The following is a 21,591-nucleotide window of genomic DNA, read 5'->3' as shown; positions in this document are numbered from 1 at the left end:
GTGCTTGGCCCTTACTCTGACACCCAATGCGCTAATATAATTGCGCAACAGACCCGCCGCGGCGCAGCATTGCGTTGACACGCCCCAAGCAGAACGTCACAACGATTGGGAACTGAAGGTGGAAGGGACGTTTTTTCCATGAAGAAAGTCTATGACTCGGCGTCTGAGGCGCTGGATGGGGTGCTGTCGGACGGCATGCTCATCGCCGCCGGAGGCTTTGGCCTTTGCGGTATTCCCGAACTACTGATCGACGCCATCGTCGACAGCGGCGTGAAGGATCTGACCATTGCCAGCAACAATTGCGGCGTGGATGGATTCGGGCTGGGCAAGCTGCTGGACACCAAGCAGATCCGCAAGATGATGAGCTCTTACGTCGGCGAGAACGCGGAATTCATGCGCCAGTATCTTTCGGGCGAGCTTGAGCTGGAATTCAACCCGCAAGGCACGCTGGCCGAGCGGATGCGGGCCGGTGGTTGCGGCATTCCGGGGTTCTACACCAAGACCGGTGTCGGCACCGTCATCGCCGAAGGCAAGGAAGTGAAGACCTTCAATGGCGAGGATTACATCCTTGAAGAAGGCATCTTTGCCGATCTTTCGATCGTCAAGGCGTGGAAGGCCGATGACACCGGCAACCTCGTGTTCCGCAAGACCGCGCGCAACTTCAACCCGCCGGCGGCCATGTGCGGCAAGATCTGCGTGGCCGAAGTGGAAGAGATTGTGCCGCGTGGCTCGCTCGACCCCGACAACATCCACCTGCCGGGCATCTACGTGCACCGGGTCATTCAGGGCGAACACGAAAAGCGCATCGAACAGCGCACCGTGCGCAAGCGCGAGGAGGCCTGAGGCCGGTGCAGATCGACGATCGTCTGGGCACATTCGACGAGATTCTGGCGGCGGCCGCGGCCCATGCCGCCACGCTGACGTCGATTCGCGCCCTGATTGCCGATCTGGACCCTGACGCCACCGAAGCAGCCAGCCGCAAGGAGCGCAGCGTGTGGTGGGGCGCCGGGCCGGGCAAGATGACCCATGGCTACGCCTATGCCATGCCGCACAGCGCCCATGTGAACCTGGGGTTCTTTCACGGAACCAGCCTGCCGGATCCGGATCATCGCCTTGAAGGCACCGGTCAGGCGCTGCGCCACGTCAAGTTAAAGAGAGAGGCCGAGGTTGCCGATCCGGCAATCCGGGCCCTCGTCATCGCGGCCCGGGATGAGCGTCGGGCAACCACTGCCCGCATGGCGCATCGGGCAACCACTGCCCGCGCGCAAAACCGGGCAGCAGATTGATACTTCAACGGAGGGCAAGACAATGCCTTGGGATCGCAACCAGATGGCCGCACGCGCGGCACAAGAGCTTGAAGACGGCATGTATGTGAACCTCGGCATCGGGATCCCGACGCTGGTGGCCAACTACGTGGGCGACAAGGACATCACCCTGCAGTCCGAAAACGGCATGCTGGGCATGGGCCCTTTCCCCTTCGAGGGCGAGGAAGACCCGGACCTGATCAACGCCGGCAAGCAGACCATCACCGAATTGGCGCGCACCTCGTATTTCGACAGCGCGACCTCTTTCGGGATGATCCGCGGCGGCAAGATCGCAGCGGCGATTCTGGGCGCCATGGAAGTGGCCGAAAACGGCGATCTGGCGAACTGGATGATCCCCGGCAAGCTGGTCAAGGGCATGGGCGGCGCCATGGATCTGGTGGCCGGGGTCGGCCGCGTGGTGGTGGTGATGGATCACACCAACAAGCATGGCGACAGCAAGGTGCTGAAGGAATGCACCCTGCCGCTGACCGGTCGGGGTGTTGTGGATCGCATCATCACCAACCTTGGCGTACTGGACGTGGTCGAGGGCGGCCTGAAGATCGTCGAACTGGCCGAGGGCGTTACCGACGACGAGATGCGCGCCGCAACCCAGGCCACGCTGGTCAACTGATCTCAGGCCCGGCGGCGGGCATCCGCCCCGGCCTGCGTTTCGGACGCGCCCCTTGCCGGGCGCGTCTTTTCCGTTTCGCGCATCCAGACCGCGCGTGACGCCAACTGCCCAAGGTTTGGCCCGCAGTCAGTCGCGCCCTGCCCGGCGATCATGGCCATGGGCACCTGCAACGGCAGCCACAGCGGCGGCGGCAACAGGGTCATCCGGCCGCCGTGGGTGCGCAGCCGCCGCTTCATGCGCGGCGCGCCGCCCACCATCCAGCATTCGCGCACGGCAAGGCACAGCGCCTCCCCGCTGCGCCGCCCGCCAATCAGGATAAAGCCTTTCGATCCGAACAGCGCGGGCAGCAGATGCGCCTGCCGGGTCCGGTCCAGCGGCATGTCGGCATCCGATCCCAGCACCTGCGCCTCGATCCCAAGGAAATCGGCCAGCGCCGCCAGCATTCCGGCCTGCGCCTGCCCCATCAGGTAGGTGGTCCCGCCCAGCCTTTGATGCACGGCGATCTGTGACAGCAGGTCCCGGTTCAGCGCGACCGGCACCTCGAGATCGGGCAGCGCCTCGGCCAGTGTGATCGCCGTCAGATCGGCGCGCCGCCCGTGCCAATGGCGGCGCGTCATCCACGGCGCGCGGCGCAGGGTGGTGCGCAGGATGCTGTCACACAGCCCCCGCTGCAACAGCGCGCCATCCACATCCACCACCAGCGGCAGCGGCACGCGCTGACCCATGGATCCCCTGATCCCGAACATTGTCCCACCTTTCTGCGCGTCGGCCCCCGCCGCATCTCGCGCATCACCCGGTCTCAGGGTTAGGGTGCAAGGGTTGTGACTGTCTTACCAAAAGGCGCCGGACATGCTGCCCGCCCCGTTAACGTCATGGTTTGGTAAACGCGGCTGGACCCTGCATCCGCATCAGGCGCGCATGCTGGCACAGGCGTCAGACCCTGCCCTGCTGCTGGTCGCCCCCACCGGCGGCGGCAAGACGCTGGCCGGGTTTCTGCCCACACTGGCCGAGTTGACCCAAGCCCCGCGCACCGGCCTGCACACGCTCTATGTCTCGCCGCTCAAGGCGCTGGCCGCCGACATCAAGCGCAACCTGACCACGCCGATCACCGAAGCTGACCTGCCGATCCGGGTCGAGGATCGCACCGGCGACACCACCACCACGCAGAAAAGGCGACAGCGCGCCGACCCGCCGCATATCCTGCTGACCACACCTGAAAGCCTTGCGGTAATGCTGTCCTACGAGGACGCCCCGCGCATCTTTGCCGGGCTGCAACGGGTGATTGTGGACGAAATCCACGCGCTGGCCGAATCGAAACGCGGCGACCAGTTGATGCTGGGTCTGGCCCGGCTGCAAAGCCTCTGTCCGGACCTGCGCCGGGTCGGCCTGTCGGCCACGGTCGAGGATCCCGCCGCCATTGGCCGCTTTCTGGCCGCGCATCCGCAACCCTGCGAGATCCTGACCGCCGATCCCGGCCCCGATCCGGATATCGCCATGCTGGATCTGCCCGAGGCCCCGCCCTGGGCGGGCGGTGGCGGGCGCTATGCCATCCCGCAGGTGCTGGCAGCGGTGAAGGCGCATAAAACGACGCTGATCTTTCACAACACCCGCGCGCAGGCCGAGATCTTCTTTCACCACCTGTGGCTGGCCAATGACGACGGCCTGCCCATCGGCATCCATCACGGCTCGCTGGCCCGCGAACAGCGCCAGAAGGTCGAGGCCGCCATGGCCGCCGGGGCGCTTCGGGCCATCGTCTGCACCGGCTCGCTCGATCTTGGGATCGACTGGGGCGACGTGGATCTGGTGATCCAGATCGGTGCCCCCAAGAACGTCAAGCGACTGGTGCAGCGGATTGGGCGCGCCAACCACCGCTACAACGCGCCGTCAAAGGCGCGGCTGGTGCCCGCCAACCGGTTCGAGGTGGTGGAATGCCAGGCCGCACTGGCCGCCGTACGCGACCATGATCTGGACGGCGACCCGCGCGGACGCGGCCCGCGCGACGTTCTGTGCCAGCAGATCCTGATCGTGGCCTGCGCGGGCCCCTTCGACGCCGATGCCCTGTATGCAGAAGTCACCCGCGCCGGCCCCTATGCCGATCTGACCCGGCCCGAATTCGACGCCTGCCTGGAATTCTGCGCCACCGGCGGCTACGCCCTGCGCGCCTATGACCGCTGGCAGCGTCTGCAACAACGCCCCGATGGGCACTGGCAACTGCGTGACCCCCGCGCCGCCCGCCAGATCCGCATGAACATCGGCACCATCCAGGATACCGACACCCTGAAGGTGCGCTTCCGGCACAGCCGCGGCGGCCCGCCGCTGGGCGAGGTCGAAGAGGCCTTCGCCGCCACCCTCACCCCCGGCGACACCTTCCTGATCGGCGGGCGCACCGTGCGCTATGAAGGGCTGCGCGAAATGGTGGTCGAGGTCAGCCGTGGCGACGGGCGCAAGCCGAAGCTGGCGGTCTTCTCGGGCACCAAATTCGCCACCTCGACCCAGTTGTCGGCCCGCATCCTGTCCATGTTCCGGCAGGCCGACTGGCCCGAACTGCCGGCTCACACCGCGCAATGGCTGGCCCTGCAACGGCAGGTCTCGGCCCTGCCCGAGGCCGATCGCCTGCTGATCGAGAGCTTCCCCCATGATGGCCGCGCCCATACCTGCGTCTACGGCTTCGCCGGGCGCAACGCCATGCAGACGCTGGGCCTGCTGCTGACCGGCCGGATGGAGGCCATGGGCCTCGCTCCCATGGGCTTCGTCGCCAGCGACTACGCGGTGTTGATCTGGGGGTTGGACCCGCTGACCGACCCCGCCCCGCTGTTTCAGGGCGACAACCTGCGCGCCGGTTTCGAGACATGGCTGGCGGGAAACGCGGTGATGAAACGCACCTTCAAGGCCAGCGCGGTAATCTCGGGCCTGATCGACCGCCAGACCATGGGACAGCGAAAATCCGGCAGGCAGGCGACGTTTTCGTCCGATATCCTGTACGATACCCTGCAAAAATACGACCCCGACCATCTTCTGATGCAAATCACCCGTGAAGAGGCCCTGCGCGGGTTGGTGGACTTCGGCCGTATCGAGGAGATGATCGCGCGCACGCACGGTCGTATCGACCATCGCATGCTGGACCGGATCACCCCGCTGGCAGCCCCCCTGCTGCTGGAGGTTGGCAAGGTGCCGGTGCAGGGCGCCGCGCAGGACCGGCTGCTGGCCAGCGAGGCCGAGAAGCTGCTCAGCGCGGCGGGGCTGGTGCCGTGAGCACATCGAATCTCTTGCACAAGACCCTGCGCCGATGTCAGAACGAAGCATGAACGATCATCACTTCTCCTTCCATGGCGCGGCCCTGCGCGCCCGGCCGTCTGGCGCGCTCTGGTGGCCCGCCGAACACCTGCTGGTGGTCTCGGACCTGCATCTTGGCAAATCCGACCGCATCGCGCGGCGCGGCGGCTCGATGCTGCCGCCCTATGAAAGCCACGACACGCTGGCACGGCTGGAAACCGAGCTGGACCGCACCGGCGCCCGCCGGGTGATCTGCCTGGGCGACAGTTTCGACGACCGCACCGCGGCGCGGGATCTGGAAGAAGATCTCACCCTCTGGCTCACCCGCCTGATCGCCGGGCGCGACTGGACCTGGGTCGAGGGCAACCACGACCCCGGCCCGCTGGACCTGCCCGGCACCCATCGTGCCGAAACCAGCCTCGGCTCCCTCAGCTTTCGCCATATCGCCACCCCCGCCACCGGCGAGGTCTCGGGCCATTACCATCCCAAGGCCCGGCTGGGGCTGCGCGGCACGTCGGTTTCGCGGCGCTGCTTTCTGGTCGACAGCGTCCGGATCATCATGCCGGCCTTCGGCACCTACACCGGCGGCCTGCCCAGCACCGCGCCGGAACTGGCGCGGTTGATGGGCCCCGACGCCCGCGCCATCCTGACCGGCAGCGCCGCCCATGCCGTTCCCATGCCCCGCCACAAACAGAAGGCTTGCCCCGCATGACCACCACCCTGCCCCCGGCCGTCGCAGAGGCGATCCGCGCCAGCTTCGTTCGCCAGACCCTGATGCAGAACTTTGGCGCGCAGCTGACCGGCCTCGCCCCCGGCCACTGCGAAATCACCGCGCCGATCCTGCCGACGGCGCTGCAGCAGCACGGGCACGGCCATGCCGGGCTGACCTTCGCGCTTGGCGACAGCGCGGCCGGCTATGCGGCCCTCGGCATTCTGCCCGAAGGCAGCGAGGTGATGACGGTCGAGATGAAGATCAACCTGCTCGCCCCGGCGCGCGGCAAGGCCCTGATTGCCACCGGCAAGGTCATCCGCGCGGGCCGCCGGCTCACCGTGGTACAGGCCAGCGTGGCCGCCCTGCGCGAGGACGGCAGCACGGTCGAAATCGCTCTGCTGCAAGGCACCATGATCCCGGTGCCGCCAGCCTGACGCGCGTCCGCCCTACACTTTCTTCTTGGCAAAAATACTCCCGCCGGAGGCACCTCGGCCCACCAGACACTCCGCACCCCGACCAAAGCGGGCCAACAACGCCACAGGCTCAGGCGGTCAGCCCCTCGGGCTCGGGCAAGCCCGCGGCCCGGCAAGTCGCGGTCAGGGTGTTGGCCAGCAGGCAGGCGATGGTCATCGGCCCGACCCCGCCCGGCACCGGGGTGATCGCCCCGGCAACCTCGGCGCAGCTGTCGAACTGGCAGTCACCCACCAGCCGGGTGTTGCCTTCGCTCTTCCCCGGAGCAGGCACGCGGTTGATGCCGACGTCGATCACGCTGGCGCCGGGCTTGATCCAGTCACCCGGCACCATCTCGGGGCGGCCCACGGCGGCAACAACGATATCGGCGCGGCGCACCACATCGGGCAGATCCTTGGTGCGCGAATGCGCGATGGTCACCGTGCAACTGTCGCCCAGCAGCAATTGCGCCATCGGCTTGCCGACGATGTTCGAGCGGCCAATCACCACCGCGTCCATCCCCGACAGCGATCCGTGATGTTCGCGCAGCATCATCAGGCACCCCAGCGGCGTGCAGGGCACCATCGCTTTCTGCCCGGTACCTAGCAGCCCCACGTTCGAGATATGGAAACCGTCCACGTCCTTGGCCGGATTGATGGCGTTCAGCACCGCCTCTTCGTCCAGATGCGCCGGCAGCGGCAATTGCACCAGAATGCCATGCACCGAGGTGTCGGTGTTCAACTGCGCGACCAGCGCCATCAGGGTCTCCTGATCGGTCTCGGCCGGCAGCTTGTGTTCGAAAGAGGCCATCCCGACCTCCACCGTCTGCTTGCCCTTGGAGCGCACATAGACCTGGCTTGCAGGATCTTCCCCCACCAGCACGACGGCCAGACCGGGGGTCAGACCGTGAACCTCTTTCAGCCGTGTCACATGCTCGGCCACCTGGCCCCTGACCTTGGCCGCAAAAGCCTTGCCGTCGATGATCGTCGCTGCCATCTTGCGTCCCTTTCTCGCCACCGCCGGCCTCAGTCCGGCCCGCGTCCAAAAGCGTCGGGGTCGCCCGGCGCCCGTACACTTTCAGCCCGCGTCGCCGCCCAGAACCCGGGCCTCGCGGGCAATCGACCAGTCGATCAACTGCCGCCAGAGCGCCTCCAGCAGATCGGGATCGACCCCGTTGCGCGTGGCCTCGGCCCGCACCTTGGACACCACGTCCTCGACCCGGTCGGGAATGCGGGCGGGCAAACCCTCGGCGGGTTTCAGCGCGATGGCGCGATCAATACAGGCCTGCCGCCGCGCCAGCAGTTGCACAAGCTCGCGGTCCAGCCCGTCGATGACCACCCGCAGCTCGGTCATGGTCTGGCAGTCGGCAGGGTCTTGCATGGGGTCAGCGCTCCGAAACTGGCTTCTGCCCGGTTCTACAACGCTCCCCACCGACGTACCACCGGCCAAATCGCTCAGAACAGCCCGTCGATCTGGCCGGCATCGTTCAGCATGATGGCCTCGGCGCTTGGCACGCTGGGCAGGCCCGGCATGGTCATGATCTCGCCGCAGATGACCACGATGAACCCGGCCCCGGCGGACAGCCGCACCTCGCGCACCGGCAGCGAATGGCCGGTGGGCGCGCCGCGCAGGTTCGGATCGGTCGAGAAGCTGTACTGGGTCTTGGCCATGCAGACCGGGAGGTTTCCGAACCCGGCGTCTTCCCAGACACGCAACTGGTCGCGGATCTTCTTGTCGGCCATCACCTCGTCGGCACGATAGATGCGCTTGGCGATGGTTTCGATCTTCTGGAACAGGCGCATGTCGTCAGGATAGAGCGGCGAGAATTGCGACACGCCGCTGTCAGCAACCTGGGCCACCCGCTTTGCCAGCTCGGTGATTCCGGCCGAACCCTCGGCCCAATGCTTGCACACATGCGCCTCGGAGCCTTGGGTGTTGACGTAGTCCAGCACGGCCTGCACCTCGGCCTCGGTATCGCCGGTGAAATGGTTGATCGCCACCACCACCGGCACGCCGAAGGATTTCAGGTTGCCGATGTGACGGCCCAGGTTGGCGCAACCCGCCTTGACGGCCGCGACGTTTTCGGCCCCCAGGTCGGCCTTGGCCACACCGCCGTTCATCTTCATGGCCCGCACCGTCGCCACCAGCACCACGCAATCGGGTGCCAGCCCGGCCTTGCGGCACTTGATGTTCATGAATTTCTCGGCCCCCAGGTCGGCGCCGAACCCCGCCTCGGTCACCACGTAGTCCGCCAGTTTGAGCGCCGTGGTTGTGGCCACGACCGAGTTGCAGCCATGGGCGATATTGGCAAACGGACCGCCGTGGACGAAGGCCGGGTTGTTTTCCAGGGTCTGCACGAGGTTCGGCTGCATGGCTTGCTGCAACAGCACCGTCATCGCGCCATCGGCCTTGATATCACGGCAGTAGATCGGCGTGCGGTCGCGGGTATAGGCGACGATGATGTCGCCCAGCCGCCGCTGCAGATCGTCCAGATCGGTGGCCAGGCACAGGATCGCCATGACTTCCGAGGCCACGGTGATGTCGAACCCGGTCTGGCGCGGAAAGCCGTTCGAGACCCCACCCAGCGAGGTCACGATGTCCCGCAGCGCCCGGTCGTTCATGTCCATGACCCGGCGCCAGACCACCCGGCGTTCGTCGATCGCCAGCTTGTTGCCCCAGTAGATGTGGTTGTCGATCATCGCTGACAGCAAGTTGTGGGCCGAGGTGATGGCATGGAAATCGCCGGTGAAATGCAGGTTCATGTCCTCCATCGGCACGACCTGTGCATAGCCGCCGCCCGCCGCGCCGCCCTTCATCCCGAAACACGGTCCCAACGAGGCTTCACGGATGCAGATCGCCGCCTTCTTGCCGATGGCGTTCAGCCCGTCTCCCAGTCCCACGGTGGTGGTGGTCTTGCCCTCGCCCGCCGGTGTCGGGTTGATGGCGGTGACGAGGATCAGCTTGCCGTTCGGGCGGTCATGTACCCCGGCGATGAAGTCCGCCGCGACCTTGGCCTTGTCGTGGCCGAAGGGGATCAGACTGGTCTCGGGAATGCCAAGCCCTGCCCCGATCTCCTGAATGGGTTTCTTGCTGGCTTCCCGTGCGATTTCGATGTCGGTCTTGAAACCCATGTCCTGTTCTCCGCCCTGATCACTCCGGCGCATGCGCGCCCTTGCGTCCAACCATAGAGCCACTGGCATCCAGCACGGAAGTACATTTCCGACATGGCGAAATTGGGATGCGCCAGAATTGCCCGCCACGCCCGGCGCCGGCGCAAAAAAAGACCCCCCGCGGACCGGCAGGGCAGCGAGGGGTCGAACTTCGGGATCCGGCGTCGATCAGCTGGAGGGTTCAGGCTCCATCCCGTTCTCGCCGCCGGGCTTGTTGCGCGGCTTGGTCTTGGGAATGGCGGTGATCGACGGCGCATTGCCGGACGGCGTGTCGTCGTCATCCTCGCCCCGGTTCAGCGGCTCGCCCGCCATCGCCTTGGTGATCTCGGACCCGGTGAGGGTTTCGTATTCCAGCAGCGCTTCGGCCAGACGATGATGCTCTTCGGCATGTTCGGTCAGGATGCGCTTGGCCTCCTCATAGCCTTCGTCCACCAGCTTGCGCACTTCCTCGTCGATCCGCCGCTGGGTTTCCGGCGACACGTTCGACTGGCCCTGATAGGGGCCCAGGAAGCTTTCCTGTTCGTTGGCATAGTCGATGTTGCCCAGGTCGTCCGAAAAGCCGAACTGCGTGACCATGGCCCGCGCAATACGCGACACCTGCTGAATGTCCGAAGCCGCGCCCGAGGTCACGTTTTCCTTCCCGAAGATCAGTTCCTCGGCCACCTTGCCGCCCATCGCCATGGCGATCTTGGACTTGTACTTGGTGTAGGTGACGCTCAACTGGTCCCGTTCCGGCAGCGACATGACCAGACCCAATGCCCGGCCGCGCGGAATGATCGTCGCCTTGTGGATCGGATCATGCTGCGGAACATGAAGCCCCACCACCGCGTGCCCAGCTTCGTGATAGGCGGTCAGCTTCTTTTCATCCTCGCTCATGACCATGGATCGGCGCTCGGCCCCCATCATCACCTTGTCCTTGGCGCTTTCGAAATCTTCCATGGTCACGAAACGCCGTCCGATGCGCGCCGCCATCAGGGCTGATTCGTTTACAAGGTTCGCCAGATCGGCGCCCGAGAAGCCCGGCGTGCCGCGCGCGATGATGCGCAGATCCACGTCGGGGCCCAGCGGTACCTTGCGGGCGTGAACGCCCAGGATCTTCTCACGGCCCTTGATGTCGGGATTGGGCACCTGCACCTGGCGGTCGAAGCGGCCGGGGCGCAGCAGCGCCGGGTCCAGAACGTCAGGCCGGTTGGTGGCCGCGACGATGATGATGCCCTCGTTGGCTTCAAAGCCGTCCATCTCGACCAGCAGCTGGTTCAGGGTCTGTTCCCGCTCGTCGTTGCCGCCGCCATAGCCCACGCCACGGGACCGGCCCACGGCGTCGATCTCGTCGATGAAGACGATGCAGGGGGCGTTTTTCTTGGCCTGTTCGAACATGTCACGCACACGCGACGCGCCGACACCGACGAACATTTCCACGAAATCCGAGCCCGAAATGGTGAAGAAGGGCACGCCCGCTTCGCCTGCGATGGCCCGCGCCAGCAGCGTCTTACCGGTGCCCGGAGGGCCGACCAGAAGGGCGCCTTTCGGAATTTTGCCGCCCAGACGGGAAAATTTCTGCGGATTGCGCAGGAATTCGACGATTTCTTCCAGTTCTTCCTTGGCCTCGTCGATGCCCGCCACATCGTCGAAGGTGACGCGTCCGTGCTTTTCGGTCAGAAGCTTCGCCTTGGATTTGCCAAAGCCCATGGCCCCGCCGCGTCCGCCGCCCTGCATCCGGTTCATGAAATAGATCCAGACGCCGATCAGCAGCAGGAATGGCAGGAACGTCATCAGCAGGGTGGTAAAGCCCGACTGTTCCTGCGGGCGCGCGCTGACGGCCACTTCGTTGACGATCAGCATGTCTGCGACCTGGCTGCCCTGGGGCACGATCGTGACGTAGTCCTGCCCGTCGTTGCCGCGGAACAGAACCTTCTCGCCATCCAGGGTGACAGAGCTGACCTCTTTGTTTTCGACGGCCTGCACGAAGTCGGAATAGCTGATCGACCGCGACGACATCGTCGACTGGCCACCCGAGAACAGGTTGAACAGCGCAAGAATCAGCAGGAACAGCACCACCCAGAAGGCGATATTACGAGCGTTTCCCAAGGGGATCTCCTTTGTGGATGCGGCAATGGCCGCAAGTCTTCCCCTTAAGATAAGGAACCCACGCGCCAGTTCAATCAGGTTTCAGCACTGCAGCGAACGCAGAGACCCTTGATTGGGCCGTAGCGCGCCATTGAGGCGCCCCTGTCCGGGCCCCCGGAACCGCCGGCGCGGCCAGCAGATCGCCGTCCCACCACAGGCCCGGAAGCGCCTGCGCCACGGCGAAGGGAAGCCCCATTTCGCGCCATTGCGGGAAGCGCGCAAGGCCGGGTTCGCCCAGTGGCGCGACGGTGATCTCCGGGTCGAAAGCCCCTTCGATCTTCCAGCGGCCATCCCACAGGCCGACCGGCAGCGGTTCGGGGGCCAGGGCGGCGGGTTCGCGGGTGATCCACAGACGCCCGCGCGCCGGCACCAGAAGGCAGCCGTGCAGCGTCGCAACCCTGCCCGCGGTCGCCTGTGCCTCGGCCTGTTGCAGGGCCGACAGGCGGGGGCGGTAGGCGGTGCCAGCCAGGGTGCACAGCGCCCCGGAGAGCAGCCGCCAGCGGGTCTCGTCGGGCAACCCCGCCAGTCCGGCGGCGTCAAGATGCAGCACCCCGGCCTCAGATCCGGCCAGCCGTTCGGCCGCCGTGACGGCCAGATCCGCCAGAACCGCGCGGGCAGCGGCCATACGGGTGGCGGTTTCGGCCAGCCGATCGACCTCCAGCCCCGGCAGCGGCGGATCGGCCAGCAGCGCCCGCGCCCGCACCCGGTCGAAGCGACGATCGGCATTGCTGGGATCTTCCGCCCAGGGCTGATCGCGCCGGGTCAGTTCATCCCGCAATTCGTCCCGCCGGACCTGCAACAGCGGGCGCAGCCATGTGACACCCCGCGCCGCATCGGGACGGCTTGGCGCCATCGCCGACAGCCCGTCAACGCCCGAGCCGCGCGCCAGCCGCAACAGCACGGTTTCCGCCTGATCGTCGCGGGTGTGGGCCAGCGCCACCTGCGGGATGCCGCGCTGCCGGGCCCAGCCGGCGATCAGGTCCAGCCGCGCGGTGCGGGCGCGCGCCGCCAGATTGCCGCTGTCGCCGTCTGCGTCGGTCCAGCGCAGGATGTCATGGGGAAGGCTCAAATTGCGGGCGGTCTGCTGCACCAGTGCGGCCTCTTCGGCGGCTTCGGGGCGCAACCCGTGATCCACGGTGACCACAGCAAGGTCGCAGGGATGCCCGCGCGCCCAGTCGGCCAGCAGATGCAGCAGCGCCATGGAATCGCCGCCGCCCGAGACCGCCACGCCGATCCGTTGCGGCGCGCCCTGCGGCAGCGCCGCCAGCGCCGCCGCCAGCCGCGCCGCTGGTGTCACGAGCAGCTCAGGCCGCTCAACCGCGTTTCGGCCTGTGTGGCCGCCGTGGTGCCCGGAAACCCGGCCACGACCTGGCCCAGGGTGATGCAGGCCTCAGGCGTTTGGCCCAGCCCGGCCAGCGTATCGCCCAGCTTGAACAGCGCCTCGGCGGCAAGGCCGGGGTTTTCCAACTCGGCCAGCGTGTAGCTTTCCAGATAGGCGCGCCCCGCCTGCGTGGGATTGCCAAGGGCCGCCAGCGCATCGCCCCGGAACAGTTGCGCTTCGGCGGCCAGCGGGCTGCGCGGATAGGTGTCCACGAAACGGTTCAGCGCTTCATAGGCATCGGCGGGGGTGCCCTCCTTGGCCAGCTTCAGCGCGGCGTCGAAATCGGCCTGCTCGCCCACCGCCAGTTCGACTTCGGCGGGCGGCGGCACCGGATCGTTGGGCAGGGGCAGTTCGCCGCCCAGCGGCGGGGTCTGGCCCACGGCGCCCAGATCGCCGCCTTCCAACTCGGTCAGGCGAAACTCCAGATCGCCGATGCGGTTGGTGCCGTCCTGCACGATGCGGTCGATGCGATGCACCATTTCCTCGCTCTGGGCGGTCAGGCGCTGCAACTCGGCCTCGATCGCGTCCAGCCGGGCCAGCGGCCCCTGCCCCAGCCCGCTGCCGCCCATGGCGGTGCCGGTGGTGGACAATTCGCGCTGCAGGCTGTCGATCTCGACCTTCAGCACGGTCAGATGCTGGCGGATGTCGGCCAGCGTTGCCGCCCGATCCTGGGCCAGCAGCACGCCGGGCCAGAGGATCAGGGCCAGCGCGAAGGCGCGGATCATGAGGTGCCCCCGGCGGTCAGCACCGTGACGGCGCGGCGGTTTTTCTCATAGCAGGCCTCTTCCGAACAGACCTCCAGCGGGCGTTCCTTGCCATAGGTCAGGGTCCGAATGCGGCCCGGTGCAACCCCGGCCTCGACCAGCTGGTCACGCACGGCGGTGGCGCGGCGGGCGCCCAGGGCCAGGTTGTATTCCCGCGTGCCCTGTTCATCGGCGTGGCCTTCGACCACGGCGGTATAGGCCCCGTTGGCAGTCAGCCATTTGGCCTGCTGGTTCACCGTGGCACGGGCGCCGTCGGTCAGCACCGCCTGATCGACCGGAAACAGCACGCGGTCACCCACGGTCTGCTGGAAATAGGCCACCGAGCTTGGGTCGGCGGTGCTGCCCGGCGCGGCGTTCTGCCCCGTGCCCGAGCCGCCAAACGGATCGGAACAGGCGGCCAGCGCCACCAGTGCGCAAAGGGGAAGCAGTCGGGCAAATCGGGTCATGGGACAGATCCTGAAATCAAGCGGTGACATTTGGCGGGCAGGCTAGCAGCGCGCGGTGCGGATGCAAATGCGCAGGTTATTCAATAAGCGGCGACCAGGCCGGGTCCGAGGCCGCGCCGGGGGTCTTGACCCGCCGCAGGTTGCGCCCGGTGATATCTACGGAATAGAGCGACGGCTCGCCCCCTGCACCGGCGGTCTCGCGGGTGAACATCACCACGCGGCCATTGGGTGCCCAGGTCGGGCCTTCGTCCAGGAACGAGGCCGTCAGCAGCCGTTCCTCGGAGCCGTCCACCCGCATCACGCCGATGTGGAACCGGCCCCGGTTCTGCTTGGTGAAGGCGATCAGATCGCCGCGCGGCGACCACACCGGCGTGCCATAGCGGCCCTGCCCGAAGGAAATCCGCCGCGGCTCCCCACCGCCCGCCGGCATGACGTACAGTTGCGGGCTGCCGGAACGGTCGGATTCAAAGACGATCTGCGACCCGTCCGGGGAATAGCTGGGCGCGGTCTCGATCGACGGGGCGGTGGTCAGGCGTTTTCTCTCGCCACCGCTCAGGGGCAGCGAAAAGATATCGGTGTTGCCGCCGACGGCCATCGAGAACAGCACGCTTTTGCCGTCCGGTGCATAGCGCGGCGAGAAGGTCATGCCCTCGGGCTGGCCTTCCAGCGGGCGGCTTTCCAGCGTCCGCGTGTCCAGCCGCGTCACCTGCGGAAACCCCGTGGCGTAAGATGTATAGAGCACTTCCGAGCCATCCGCCGAGATCCGCGGTGCCAGCACCAGCGTCTGGCTGTCGGTCAAAAAGCCCTGGTTCTCGCCGTCGTAATCCATCACCGCCAGCCGCTTCTGGCGGGCGTTCTTGGGACCGGTCTCGGACACGAAGACCACGCGGCTGTCGAAATAGCCGCCCTCGCCGGTAATCCGCGAATAGACCTGATCGGCGACCTTGTGGCCCAACCGCCGCCAGGCATTGGCGGTGCCGGTGAATTGCAGCCCCTCGCCCAGGGGCGCCTCGGAAAACGTGTCGAACAGGCGGAACTTCACGGTGATCCGGTCGCCCTGCACCGTCACTGCGCCGACGACCAGACCCTGCGCGTTGATCGCCTTCCAGTCGGCGTATTGCACCGGCGCGTTGAAATTGGTGACCTGCGAAATGAAGGCGGTTTCGGAAATCGGCCGGAACAGCCCGCTGCCCTCCAGATCCGAGGCCACCACGGCGGTGATGTCGCGCGCCAGTTGCGGCGCGGCGTTGCCCTCGACCACAAAGGGGGCGATGGCGATGGGCAGGGGTTCGATCACGCCTTCGGTGATCTCGATCCTGAGCGGCCCTTGCCCGGTCTGGGCGTGGAGCGGAGCGGAGAACAGGGTCAGAAGGGTGGAGGCCAGAACGGCCAGAACACGGGTCCGGGTCATTTGCGGCGCATCCTTTCGGGGTTGAAGGTCATCTCGATGGTTTGCCACTGGTCATACTTCTCGGGCGGCAGTTCGAACGGCTGGCAGCGCAGGATCGCGCGGCGCGCGGTCTCATAGGCTTGCTGGGCCGCCGTTTCCCCGCCCCCCTCGTACGACACCATCCGCAGGTTCGAGGGGCGTCCGTCAAGCCCCATCTCCATCGCGACCACCACCGTGACCTTGGCCGCATCGGTGCCCAGCGAGGAAAAATTCCAGCATTGGCCCACGGCCACGCGCAGTCCTTCCCGCTCGCCCTGCGTCAGCGGTGGGCCGGAGGCGGCGGGGGCCGTGGCGGTCTCGGCCTCGGTTTCCGGCGCGGCCAGCGCCTCGGCCAGGGCTGCAGCGACGGGGTCTTGGGCAGCGGGCTGTTCGGGGGCGGGGTCGGCGGGCGCGGGATCGGGCTGCGGGTCCGGCTGCGGCGGACGGCGGCGCGGCACCTGAACGGTAACCGGCGCCAGCGCGGTCTCCGTGGCCTCGGTTACGATCTCGGGGGCGGCGGCCTGGGGGGCGGTTGCCTCCTGCTCCTCGGCCTCCACAGCCTCGGGCGCGGGGTCGGGCACGGCTTCCACCGCCTCCTGCCGCTCGGGTGCTTCCGGCAGATCCTCAGGCAGTTGCGGCTGCGGCACAGGGGCGACGCGATCCACCGGCGGCGGTGCAGGCAGTTCGGGCAATGGTTCGGCCTCGGGCAGCGGCTCGGGCTCCGGCGCGGGATCGGTGGGCGCGGGCGTTTCGGGCAGCGCGTCGGCGGCAGGCGCCGCGGCGACCTCGGGGGGCGTGGCGGCCTCGATCGGCGCCGGGGTGTCCACCAGCGCGCCGGGGCTGAGGGCCGCGGCATCGATCAGGGTCACGTCCACCGCGCCCAGCGGTTCGGGCGGGGTCTGCCCGGCAAAGGGCCAGCCCACCAGCGCCACGAGGATCAGCGCCCCATGCCCGCCCAGCGAGAGTTTGAGACCGGTCTGCATCGGCCCTACTGGGCGTCCGGAGAGGTGCCGTCCAGCAAGGGCCCGCCGGGATCCGTCACCAGCCCGATCTTGCCGAAACCGGCAGCGTTCAACGCCCCCATGACCTGCATGACCACGCCATAGTCGATACCGCCATCGGCGCGCAGGTAGATCTGGTCATCGCTGCGTTCGGCGGCGATGGCACGCAGCTTGGGGATCAGCTGGTCGGCCGGGGTCTCGGTGGTCTGGATCATCAGGCGGCCATCGCTGGCGATGGTGATGGTCAGCGGTTCTTCGTCCTGCGCCGGCAACGGGGTTGCCGCTGTCTCAGGCAGTTTGATCGGGACGCCAACGGTCATCAGCGGCGCGGCCACCATGAAGATGATCAGCAGCACCAGCATGACATCGACGAAGGGCGTGACGTTGATTTCGGAAATCGGCGCGGCAGAGCGCGCCCGGCGGCGCCGGCCCTTGCGGGCGCTGGGGCCGCCATCGTCAAGAAGCTGGGCGCCCATGCTCAGGCACTCTCGCGCGACAGAAGCGTGGCGAATTCATCGGCGAACACCTCGTAGCCGCCCACCAGCCGCGCGCTTTCCGACGTCAGCTTGTTGTAGAAGATCACCGCCGGGATCGCCGCCAACAGGCCGATGCCGGTGGCCAGCAGCGCCTCGGAGATGCCCGGCGCCACCACCGCAAGATTGGTGGACTGGCTGACCGCGATCTGTTCGAAACTGTGCATGATGCCCCAGACCGTGCCGAACAGCCCGATGAAGGGCGCGGTCGAGCCCACGGTGGCCAGAAACGGCAGGCCCGCGTTCAAACGCTCGGCCTCCCGCGCGATGGCCACATCCATGTTGCGGTCGATGCGCATCGAGGCGCCGGGGATCATCGCGCCGTCGGTCTTGTAGCTGCGCTGCCATTCGGTCATGCCGGCCACGAAGATCCGCTCGGGGGCGTTGCGCGGCTTGTCGGCGACGTCGGAATAAAGCCCGTCCAGCGGCTCTCCCGACCAGAAGGCGCGGTCGAATTTCTTCGCGGCGCGCTTGGCGCTGCGGAACGCAAGATGCTTCTGTATGATGATCGCCCAGCTGTAGACCGAGGCGGCCAGCAGCAGCAGCATGACAAGTTTCACCGTCAGGGTGGCGCGGGCGAACAGCGCCCAGAGCGTGAAGTCGATCGGGTCCATGAATTCTGCCTGTATTCGCGCGGCTCTGCGGCCGGTCGGGTTGCGCCAGTCTACTCGAACCGGGCAGACTTGGCTATGACAAGCGCGTTATTCAAGCACCCGGTCAAGGCGCGCGCAAAGATCCGCCGGAACACGGGTGGGCCTGCCGTCCTCGGTCATCGCCGCAAGGGTGACCTGCGCCTGGAACAACGTCTCGCCGTCGCGCAGCACGGCCTGGGTCATGAAGATGCGCGCGCCCTTGATAGCCGAAAGGTGGGTTTCCACGGTCAGCAGATCGTCGAAGACGGCCGGGGCCAGATAGTCGGCCTCGACCCGCCGGGCGGCGAAGACGACGCCGGTCTGCGCCTTGTAGGCCCCCTGATCGACACCCCGTGCGCGCAGGAACTCGGTTCGCCCGCGTTCGATGAATTTCAGGTAGTTGGCGTAATAGACGATGCCCGCAAGGTCGGTGTCTTCATAGTAGACGCGGATCTGGATCTGGTCGGCGGTCTGGGTCACGCGGAGGCCTCGGTCGGGTCGGGACGGAACTGGGCCAGCGACAGGTCGCGGCCCGCTTCGGTGGGCACCAGAACGCAATCAACGCGCCCCAGCACCGGGTACAGGGCCTTTTTGACAGCATGGGTGGCCGCGTCAACCCGCCGGCCCGTGACCGGCCGGGCGGGCCGCACATACAGGATCATCTGGAATCGCCGACCCTGCTTGATCAGGGATATCTCACAGATGGACAGGCCCAGCGACTCCAGCGCCGGGATGATCGCGGTTTCGGCGGTGGCCAGAACATCCGGCGCGGCGGTGACGCCCGCCAGTTCGGACAACCCGCCACGGAATTCGCGCCAGTACAGGCTGATCGAGATGCCGCACAGGAAGATGACCACCAGCGAATCCATGATCGGCGCCACCCAGGCCAGCGGCGTTGTGGACAGATACGGCCCCAGCGACAGCCCGGCCCCGGCGGCCAGCGTGATGAACCCGTCATAGCGTGCCGCCAGCATCTCCAGCCGCAGTATGTCGCTGATGCGTCCGCTGCGGATCCAGGCGAAGTAGTTGATCCCCGCCAGTCCCAGGCAGGTGGCGCAGATCCCCACGAAATAGACGACGATCACGTCGAAATGCAGCGGCGGCATCTCGGCCCCGGCGGCGTAGCGGGCGATGTTCATGCCCGCACTGGTGATGCCGAACATCACCAGCCCCAGCAGCAGGAGCGAGCGGAAGGTCTGGTAGATGGATTCGTCCACCGCGTAGCCCATGGGCCGGGTGTCATCCGCCCCGCGTCGCGTGTTGCCGCTGATCCGGATCGCGACGATGGCCGACAGGAACCCGACCATCGAGAACAGTCCGTCCACCAGCAGCGCCTGCGAGTTCGACAACCACGCCGCCAACACGCCCGCGATGGCCATGCCGAGATTGGCCCATTTGCCAACCCGCAAGGCGCGCTGTTCCAGCCGGAAGGCGGCGGTTTCTGCCTGCATGGTGTGTGCTCCCCAAAATTCAGCGCAGGCTACGGGGCGCGGGCCGGGCTGGCAATCTGCGACCGCTCAATCGGACTTGATCAGCCCCGAGAACCCGGCCACCGCCAACAGCGACAAACCCCAGCCCGCGATGATGTGGAGCCAGAGATAGGCCCGTGCCAGCGCCCCGATGGGCAGGCGCTCATCAGGGATCCAGTAGCCCTGCATCTCAAGGTCCACCACCGGCAGCAGCATGTCGGCGGAATAGATCCACGGGTTGAACGTGGGATAGCCAAGGGCCGCCTGTTTCGAGGCAAAGCAATCGAATTGCGATTGCCCCGGCCCGGCCCGCCCGTCGACCGGGTCGCGGCCGCCGGGAAGCATCACCTGCTGATCCGCCTGCGTTGCGCACAGCACCCAGTCCGGCGAGCGCAGAGATACCGCGTCATTGGGCTTCAGCGCCTGCGCGTTGAACGCCGCGCCGAACACCCAAAGGCCCAGACCCCAGAACAGCGCCAGACACAAAAACGCCTGTAAAGGCCGCTGCCCATAGGCCACCGTGTAGCGCAGAACCCAGTCCCAGCAGTGCGCCGCGAAGGCATCTTCAAACAGATTGGCCATTTGCAACCGCTGGCGCCGATCTGCGCGCTGCAACCGCTCTTTCTCGATCAGAACAAGGCGCGCATCGTCCCGGTGGCCCATGTCGCGCAGCACTTTGGCCAGCTGTTCATAGGGTTGGGGTTTAAAGGGTTTCCCTGCCCGGTTCTGGCGGCGCAACCACTCCAGACGGTCCTTGGCCGAGAGCGACGTAGAGTAGATCGCATCATAGCGAAACCCGTCCAAATCCAGATTGCCCGCTTCCGGCCAGCAATGCAGATCATCCACAATCGCAGAGACACGCGCATTCGTCAGAACAAGGCTCTCGGCAACCATCCCATCGCCCCGCAGGATAAAGCCGCCCTTGGCTTCCACCCCCTGTACCATCAAGGCTGCCTTGTTTTTTCCCGTGGTGAATTTCCCGCCGGTGCAGTCAAAATCCCCGCCCAGCGTGGCTCTGTCAAAGCACAACAGACCTTTAATTGTCACGTCTCGAAGAAAGACGCCGCCTTTAGCCTCCAGCCCAGCTGCGATAAGAGCGTTCCCACTGTTTCCCGCCGAAAATTGCCCGCCGGTACAAATCAATTGCCCGCCCAGCGTTGCCCCCAAAATGGTCATCTCGCCTGTGCTGGTCACGTCCTGCAAAAAGATGCCGCCTTTGATCTCGAGACGATCGGCGCGCAATCCTTGTGCCAAATGGCTGCCGCTCAACCCCAGATTGGGGAGCGTTGCATCCCTTGCAATCACAGGGTCGGGGAACCGGCAGTGATGCAGCAACAAATCACCCTGCAAGTTGCAGCCTGTCAGATCCAGCCCCGCAGTTTCGGCCTCGGGCGTTGGGTCATCCCCGTCGATGAAGGCCCCGGAAATCCACAACCCGCGGGGACTGAGCCGACATTTTTTACAGCCCCCCAGGGCAAGATAGGCAATGAAACTGGCGCGGATGCGCAGGGCATGCGGGGCATCCTCGGGCGGCAGCTTGTCCGAGATGATCACCACATGCCCGGTGTGCACCTCGTCCCGCAGTTTCTGTTCTGCGGGCCACAGGTCTCCGAATTCCGCCAGTGTCCGTTTCACCGGGTCTGCATCCGGGCGAACAGGCGCAGGGCGTGGCTGGGGTCCTGGGCTGTGGCAGGCAGCACCGGGTCATAGGCGGCGCGCAGCAGGGCGCCGATCTCGGGGCGCAGGATGGTGTGGCCGGTGTCGGGCACCACCGCCAGCGGCGACATTTGCCGGAACGCGGTGTCGGACCACAGCAGCATCGATTGCACCACCTGGCTGAGCGCCAGGGTCTCCGCCGGCACCGCCGAAAGCTCCGCATCCATGCGCAGGAAGACGAAGCACGCCTTGATCGCGCCGTCCGTGTCGAAGCGGAAGATGCGGTACTGGTTGGCGCCGGTCTTTTGCAGCCTATCGACCAGCGGGCCGAGGTCGGGGATCATCTTGTCGAGGTTGGGCGTCTCGACCAGTTCTTCCCAGTCGCGGAAGAAGAAGAACATCAGGTTGGCGCCAAGCTCGGGATCGGTCTCGGCCAGCCTGTGATCGGCCAGGGCAACCACGGCCTCCAGCGCGCCTTTCAGCACCGGCAGGGTCTCTTCGGTCACGCCGAAGATCACCGGCGCGATGGGGCGGCCCCAGCGGGCGAAGGCAAAACTGTCGTCGGAACGGGTGAACAGGGCGGTCAGGGCTTGCGGTGTCATGGCCGCGTTAT

Annotated in this window: 22 protein-coding genes; 6 read left to right on the top strand and 16 right to left on the bottom strand. The window is 66.6% G+C overall.

The genetic code is table 11. The features are described from left to right. The first annotated feature begins 138 nt into the window (after window positions 1-138). The 3 genes from ACP15K_RS09335 to ACP15K_RS09325 are packed head-to-tail and all read left to right on the top strand — an operon-like array spanning window position 139 to window position 1,935. Window positions 139-843, top strand: a complete 705-nt coding sequence (locus tag ACP15K_RS09335; RefSeq protein WP_193141815.1) for a CoA transferase subunit A — start codon at window positions 139-141, stop codon at window positions 841-843. 5 nt (window positions 844-848) lie between these two features. Further along, window positions 849-1,286, top strand: coding sequence for a DUF1801 domain-containing protein (locus tag ACP15K_RS09330; protein ID WP_193141816.1), 438 nt, complete (start codon window positions 849-851; stop codon window positions 1,284-1,286). A 22-nt stretch (window positions 1,287-1,308) separates the two neighbouring features. Next, window positions 1,309-1,935 carry a 3-oxoacid CoA-transferase subunit B gene (locus ACP15K_RS09325; protein WP_193141817.1) on the top strand — a complete coding sequence of 209 codons (627 nt, stop codon included), beginning with the start codon at window positions 1,309-1,311 and terminating at the stop codon, window positions 1,933-1,935. Between the two features lie 2 nt (window positions 1,936-1,937). Here ACP15K_RS09325 and ACP15K_RS09320 read toward each other — a convergent pair whose 3' ends face one another. Continuing rightward, window positions 1,938-2,681 (bottom strand): hypothetical protein, encoded by a 744-nt coding sequence (locus tag ACP15K_RS09320; RefSeq protein WP_424990359.1) that lies wholly within the window; start codon window positions 2,679-2,681, stop codon window positions 1,938-1,940. 103 nt (window positions 2,682-2,784) lie between these two features. Between ACP15K_RS09320 and ACP15K_RS09315 the strand changes: the two genes are divergently transcribed. From ACP15K_RS09315 to ACP15K_RS09305, 3 genes are read left to right on the top strand one after another with little or no spacing between them, the layout of a single operon-like run. Next, complete coding sequence (locus ACP15K_RS09315) at window positions 2,785-5,187, top strand: ligase-associated DNA damage response DEXH box helicase (protein WP_424990358.1); 2,403 nt, start codon at window positions 2,785-2,787, stop codon at window positions 5,185-5,187. A gap of 49 nt (window positions 5,188-5,236) precedes the next feature. Continuing rightward, the gene (pdeM, locus tag ACP15K_RS09310; protein WP_424990357.1) at window positions 5,237-5,920 is read left to right on the top strand and encodes a ligase-associated DNA damage response endonuclease PdeM; all 684 of its coding nucleotides are present in this window, start codon (window positions 5,237-5,239) and stop codon (window positions 5,918-5,920) included. Beyond that, the gene (locus ACP15K_RS09305) at window positions 5,917-6,354 is read left to right on the top strand and encodes a PaaI family thioesterase (protein WP_193141821.1); all 438 of its coding nucleotides are present in this window, start codon (window positions 5,917-5,919) and stop codon (window positions 6,352-6,354) included. The genes pdeM and ACP15K_RS09305 overlap by 4 nt, the downstream gene beginning before the upstream one ends. Window positions 6,355-6,463: 109 nt before the next feature. Here the strand turns inward: ACP15K_RS09305 and folD are convergent, their stop codons facing one another. From folD to ACP15K_RS09230, 15 genes are all read right to left on the bottom strand, one after another. Then, window positions 6,464-7,366 (bottom strand): bifunctional methylenetetrahydrofolate dehydrogenase/methenyltetrahydrofolate cyclohydrolase FolD, encoded by a 903-nt coding sequence (gene folD / locus ACP15K_RS09300; RefSeq protein ID WP_424990356.1) that lies wholly within the window; start codon window positions 7,364-7,366, stop codon window positions 6,464-6,466. A gap of 81 nt (window positions 7,367-7,447) precedes the next feature. Beyond that, window positions 7,448-7,750 (bottom strand): chorismate mutase, encoded by a 303-nt coding sequence (locus tag ACP15K_RS09295; protein ID WP_193141823.1) that lies wholly within the window; start codon window positions 7,748-7,750, stop codon window positions 7,448-7,450. A 74-nt stretch (window positions 7,751-7,824) separates the two neighbouring features. After that, on the bottom strand, window positions 7,825-9,501 hold the full coding sequence (locus tag ACP15K_RS09290) for a formate--tetrahydrofolate ligase (RefSeq protein WP_424990355.1): 1,677 nt from the start codon (window positions 9,499-9,501) through the stop codon (window positions 7,825-7,827). 207 nt (window positions 9,502-9,708) lie between these two features. Beyond that, window positions 9,709-11,628: an ATP-dependent zinc metalloprotease FtsH gene (ftsH, locus tag ACP15K_RS09285; RefSeq protein WP_193141825.1), complete on the bottom strand. Its 1,920-nt coding sequence runs from the start codon at window positions 11,626-11,628 to the stop codon at window positions 9,709-9,711. A 70-nt stretch (window positions 11,629-11,698) separates the two neighbouring features. Next, window positions 11,699-12,964: a tRNA lysidine(34) synthetase TilS gene (gene tilS / locus ACP15K_RS09280; RefSeq protein ID WP_193141826.1), complete on the bottom strand. Its 1,266-nt coding sequence runs from the start codon at window positions 12,962-12,964 to the stop codon at window positions 11,699-11,701. Continuing rightward, window positions 12,961-13,773 carry a tetratricopeptide repeat protein gene (locus ACP15K_RS09275; protein WP_193141827.1) on the bottom strand — a complete coding sequence of 271 codons (813 nt, stop codon included), beginning with the start codon at window positions 13,771-13,773 and terminating at the stop codon, window positions 12,961-12,963. The genes tilS and ACP15K_RS09275 overlap by 4 nt, the downstream gene beginning before the upstream one ends. Beyond that, window positions 13,770-14,258: a peptidoglycan-associated lipoprotein Pal gene (gene pal / locus ACP15K_RS09270; protein WP_424990353.1), complete on the bottom strand. Its 489-nt coding sequence runs from the start codon at window positions 14,256-14,258 to the stop codon at window positions 13,770-13,772. The genes ACP15K_RS09275 and pal overlap by 4 nt, the downstream gene beginning before the upstream one ends. Window positions 14,259-14,334: 76 nt before the next feature. Then, window positions 14,335-15,669, bottom strand: coding sequence for a Tol-Pal system beta propeller repeat protein TolB (gene tolB, locus ACP15K_RS09265; RefSeq protein WP_424990352.1), 1,335 nt, complete (start codon window positions 15,667-15,669; stop codon window positions 14,335-14,337). Continuing rightward, a complete protein-coding gene (locus ACP15K_RS09260) occupies window positions 15,666-16,670 on the bottom strand; it encodes a hypothetical protein (protein ID WP_424990351.1) in 1,005 nt (334 codons plus the stop codon). The genes tolB and ACP15K_RS09260 overlap by 4 nt, the downstream gene beginning before the upstream one ends. Before the next feature lie 5 nt (window positions 16,671-16,675). After that, entirely contained in the window at window positions 16,676-17,164 is a 489-nt protein-coding gene (tolR, locus tag ACP15K_RS09255) for a protein TolR (protein WP_193141831.1), read from the bottom strand. A 2-nt stretch (window positions 17,165-17,166) separates the two neighbouring features. Then, on the bottom strand, window positions 17,167-17,835 hold the full coding sequence (tolQ, locus tag ACP15K_RS09250; protein ID WP_193141832.1) for a protein TolQ: 669 nt from the start codon (window positions 17,833-17,835) through the stop codon (window positions 17,167-17,169). Window positions 17,836-17,922: 87 nt separating this feature from the next. Beyond that, the gene (gene ybgC / locus ACP15K_RS09245) at window positions 17,923-18,333 is read right to left on the bottom strand and encodes a tol-pal system-associated acyl-CoA thioesterase (protein ID WP_424990350.1); all 411 of its coding nucleotides are present in this window, start codon (window positions 18,331-18,333) and stop codon (window positions 17,923-17,925) included. Further along, window positions 18,330-19,304, bottom strand: coding sequence for a cation transporter (locus ACP15K_RS09240; RefSeq protein ID WP_424990349.1), 975 nt, complete (start codon window positions 19,302-19,304; stop codon window positions 18,330-18,332). Before ACP15K_RS09240 ends, ybgC begins: the two co-directional genes overlap by 4 nt. A 66-nt stretch (window positions 19,305-19,370) precedes the next feature. After that, window positions 19,371-20,957: a hypothetical protein gene (locus tag ACP15K_RS09235; protein WP_424990348.1), complete on the bottom strand. Its 1,587-nt coding sequence runs from the start codon at window positions 20,955-20,957 to the stop codon at window positions 19,371-19,373. Continuing rightward, entirely contained in the window at window positions 20,954-21,580 is a 627-nt protein-coding gene (locus ACP15K_RS09230; protein WP_193141835.1) for a hypothetical protein, read from the bottom strand. The genes ACP15K_RS09235 and ACP15K_RS09230 overlap by 4 nt, the downstream gene beginning before the upstream one ends. Window positions 21,581-21,591: the final 11 nt, after the last annotated feature.

Source organism: Fluviibacterium sp. S390, assembly GCF_049800695.1.
In the GTDB taxonomy this organism is placed as follows: Bacteria; Pseudomonadota; Alphaproteobacteria; order Rhodobacterales; family Rhodobacteraceae; genus Meridianimarinicoccus.
Note: the sequence above shows the minus strand (reverse complement) of the source record. Positions and strands in the feature narration are given on the sequence as shown.

Coding starts and splice junctions, on each gene's coding strand:
- ACP15K_RS09335 (WP_193141815.1), top strand. CDS start 139: ATGAAGAAAGTCTATGACTCGGCGTCTGAGGCGCTGGATGGGGTGCTG.
- ACP15K_RS09325 (WP_193141817.1), top strand. CDS start 1,309: ATGCCTTGGGATCGCAACCAGATGGCCGCACGCGCGGCACAAGAGCTT.
- ACP15K_RS09320 (WP_424990359.1), bottom strand. CDS start 2,681: ATGTTCGGGATCAGGGGATCCATGGGTCAGCGCGTGCCGCTGCCGCTG.
- ACP15K_RS09315 (WP_424990358.1), top strand. CDS start 2,785: ATGCTGCCCGCCCCGTTAACGTCATGGTTTGGTAAACGCGGCTGGACC.
- pdeM (WP_424990357.1), top strand. CDS start 5,237: ATGAACGATCATCACTTCTCCTTCCATGGCGCGGCCCTGCGCGCCCGG.
- ACP15K_RS09305 (WP_193141821.1), top strand. CDS start 5,917: ATGACCACCACCCTGCCCCCGGCCGTCGCAGAGGCGATCCGCGCCAGC.
- folD (WP_424990356.1), bottom strand. CDS start 7,366: ATGGCAGCGACGATCATCGACGGCAAGGCTTTTGCGGCCAAGGTCAGG.
- ACP15K_RS09295 (WP_193141823.1), bottom strand. CDS start 7,750: ATGCAAGACCCTGCCGACTGCCAGACCATGACCGAGCTGCGGGTGGTC.
- ACP15K_RS09290 (WP_424990355.1), bottom strand. CDS start 9,501: ATGGGTTTCAAGACCGACATCGAAATCGCACGGGAAGCCAGCAAGAAA.
- ACP15K_RS09275 (WP_193141827.1), bottom strand. CDS start 13,773: ATGATCCGCGCCTTCGCGCTGGCCCTGATCCTCTGGCCCGGCGTGCTG.
- pal (WP_424990353.1), bottom strand. CDS start 14,258: ATGACCCGATTTGCCCGACTGCTTCCCCTTTGCGCACTGGTGGCGCTG.
- tolB (WP_424990352.1), bottom strand. CDS start 15,669: ATGACCCGGACCCGTGTTCTGGCCGTTCTGGCCTCCACCCTTCTGACC.
- ACP15K_RS09260 (WP_424990351.1), bottom strand. CDS start 16,670: ATGCAGACCGGTCTCAAACTCTCGCTGGGCGGGCATGGGGCGCTGATC.
- tolR (WP_193141831.1), bottom strand. CDS start 17,164: ATGGGCGCCCAGCTTCTTGACGATGGCGGCCCCAGCGCCCGCAAGGGC.
- tolQ (WP_193141832.1), bottom strand. CDS start 17,835: ATGGACCCGATCGACTTCACGCTCTGGGCGCTGTTCGCCCGCGCCACC.
- ACP15K_RS09240 (WP_424990349.1), bottom strand. CDS start 19,304: ATGCAGGCAGAAACCGCCGCCTTCCGGCTGGAACAGCGCGCCTTGCGG.
- ACP15K_RS09230 (WP_193141835.1), bottom strand. CDS start 21,580: ATGACACCGCAAGCCCTGACCGCCCTGTTCACCCGTTCCGACGACAGT.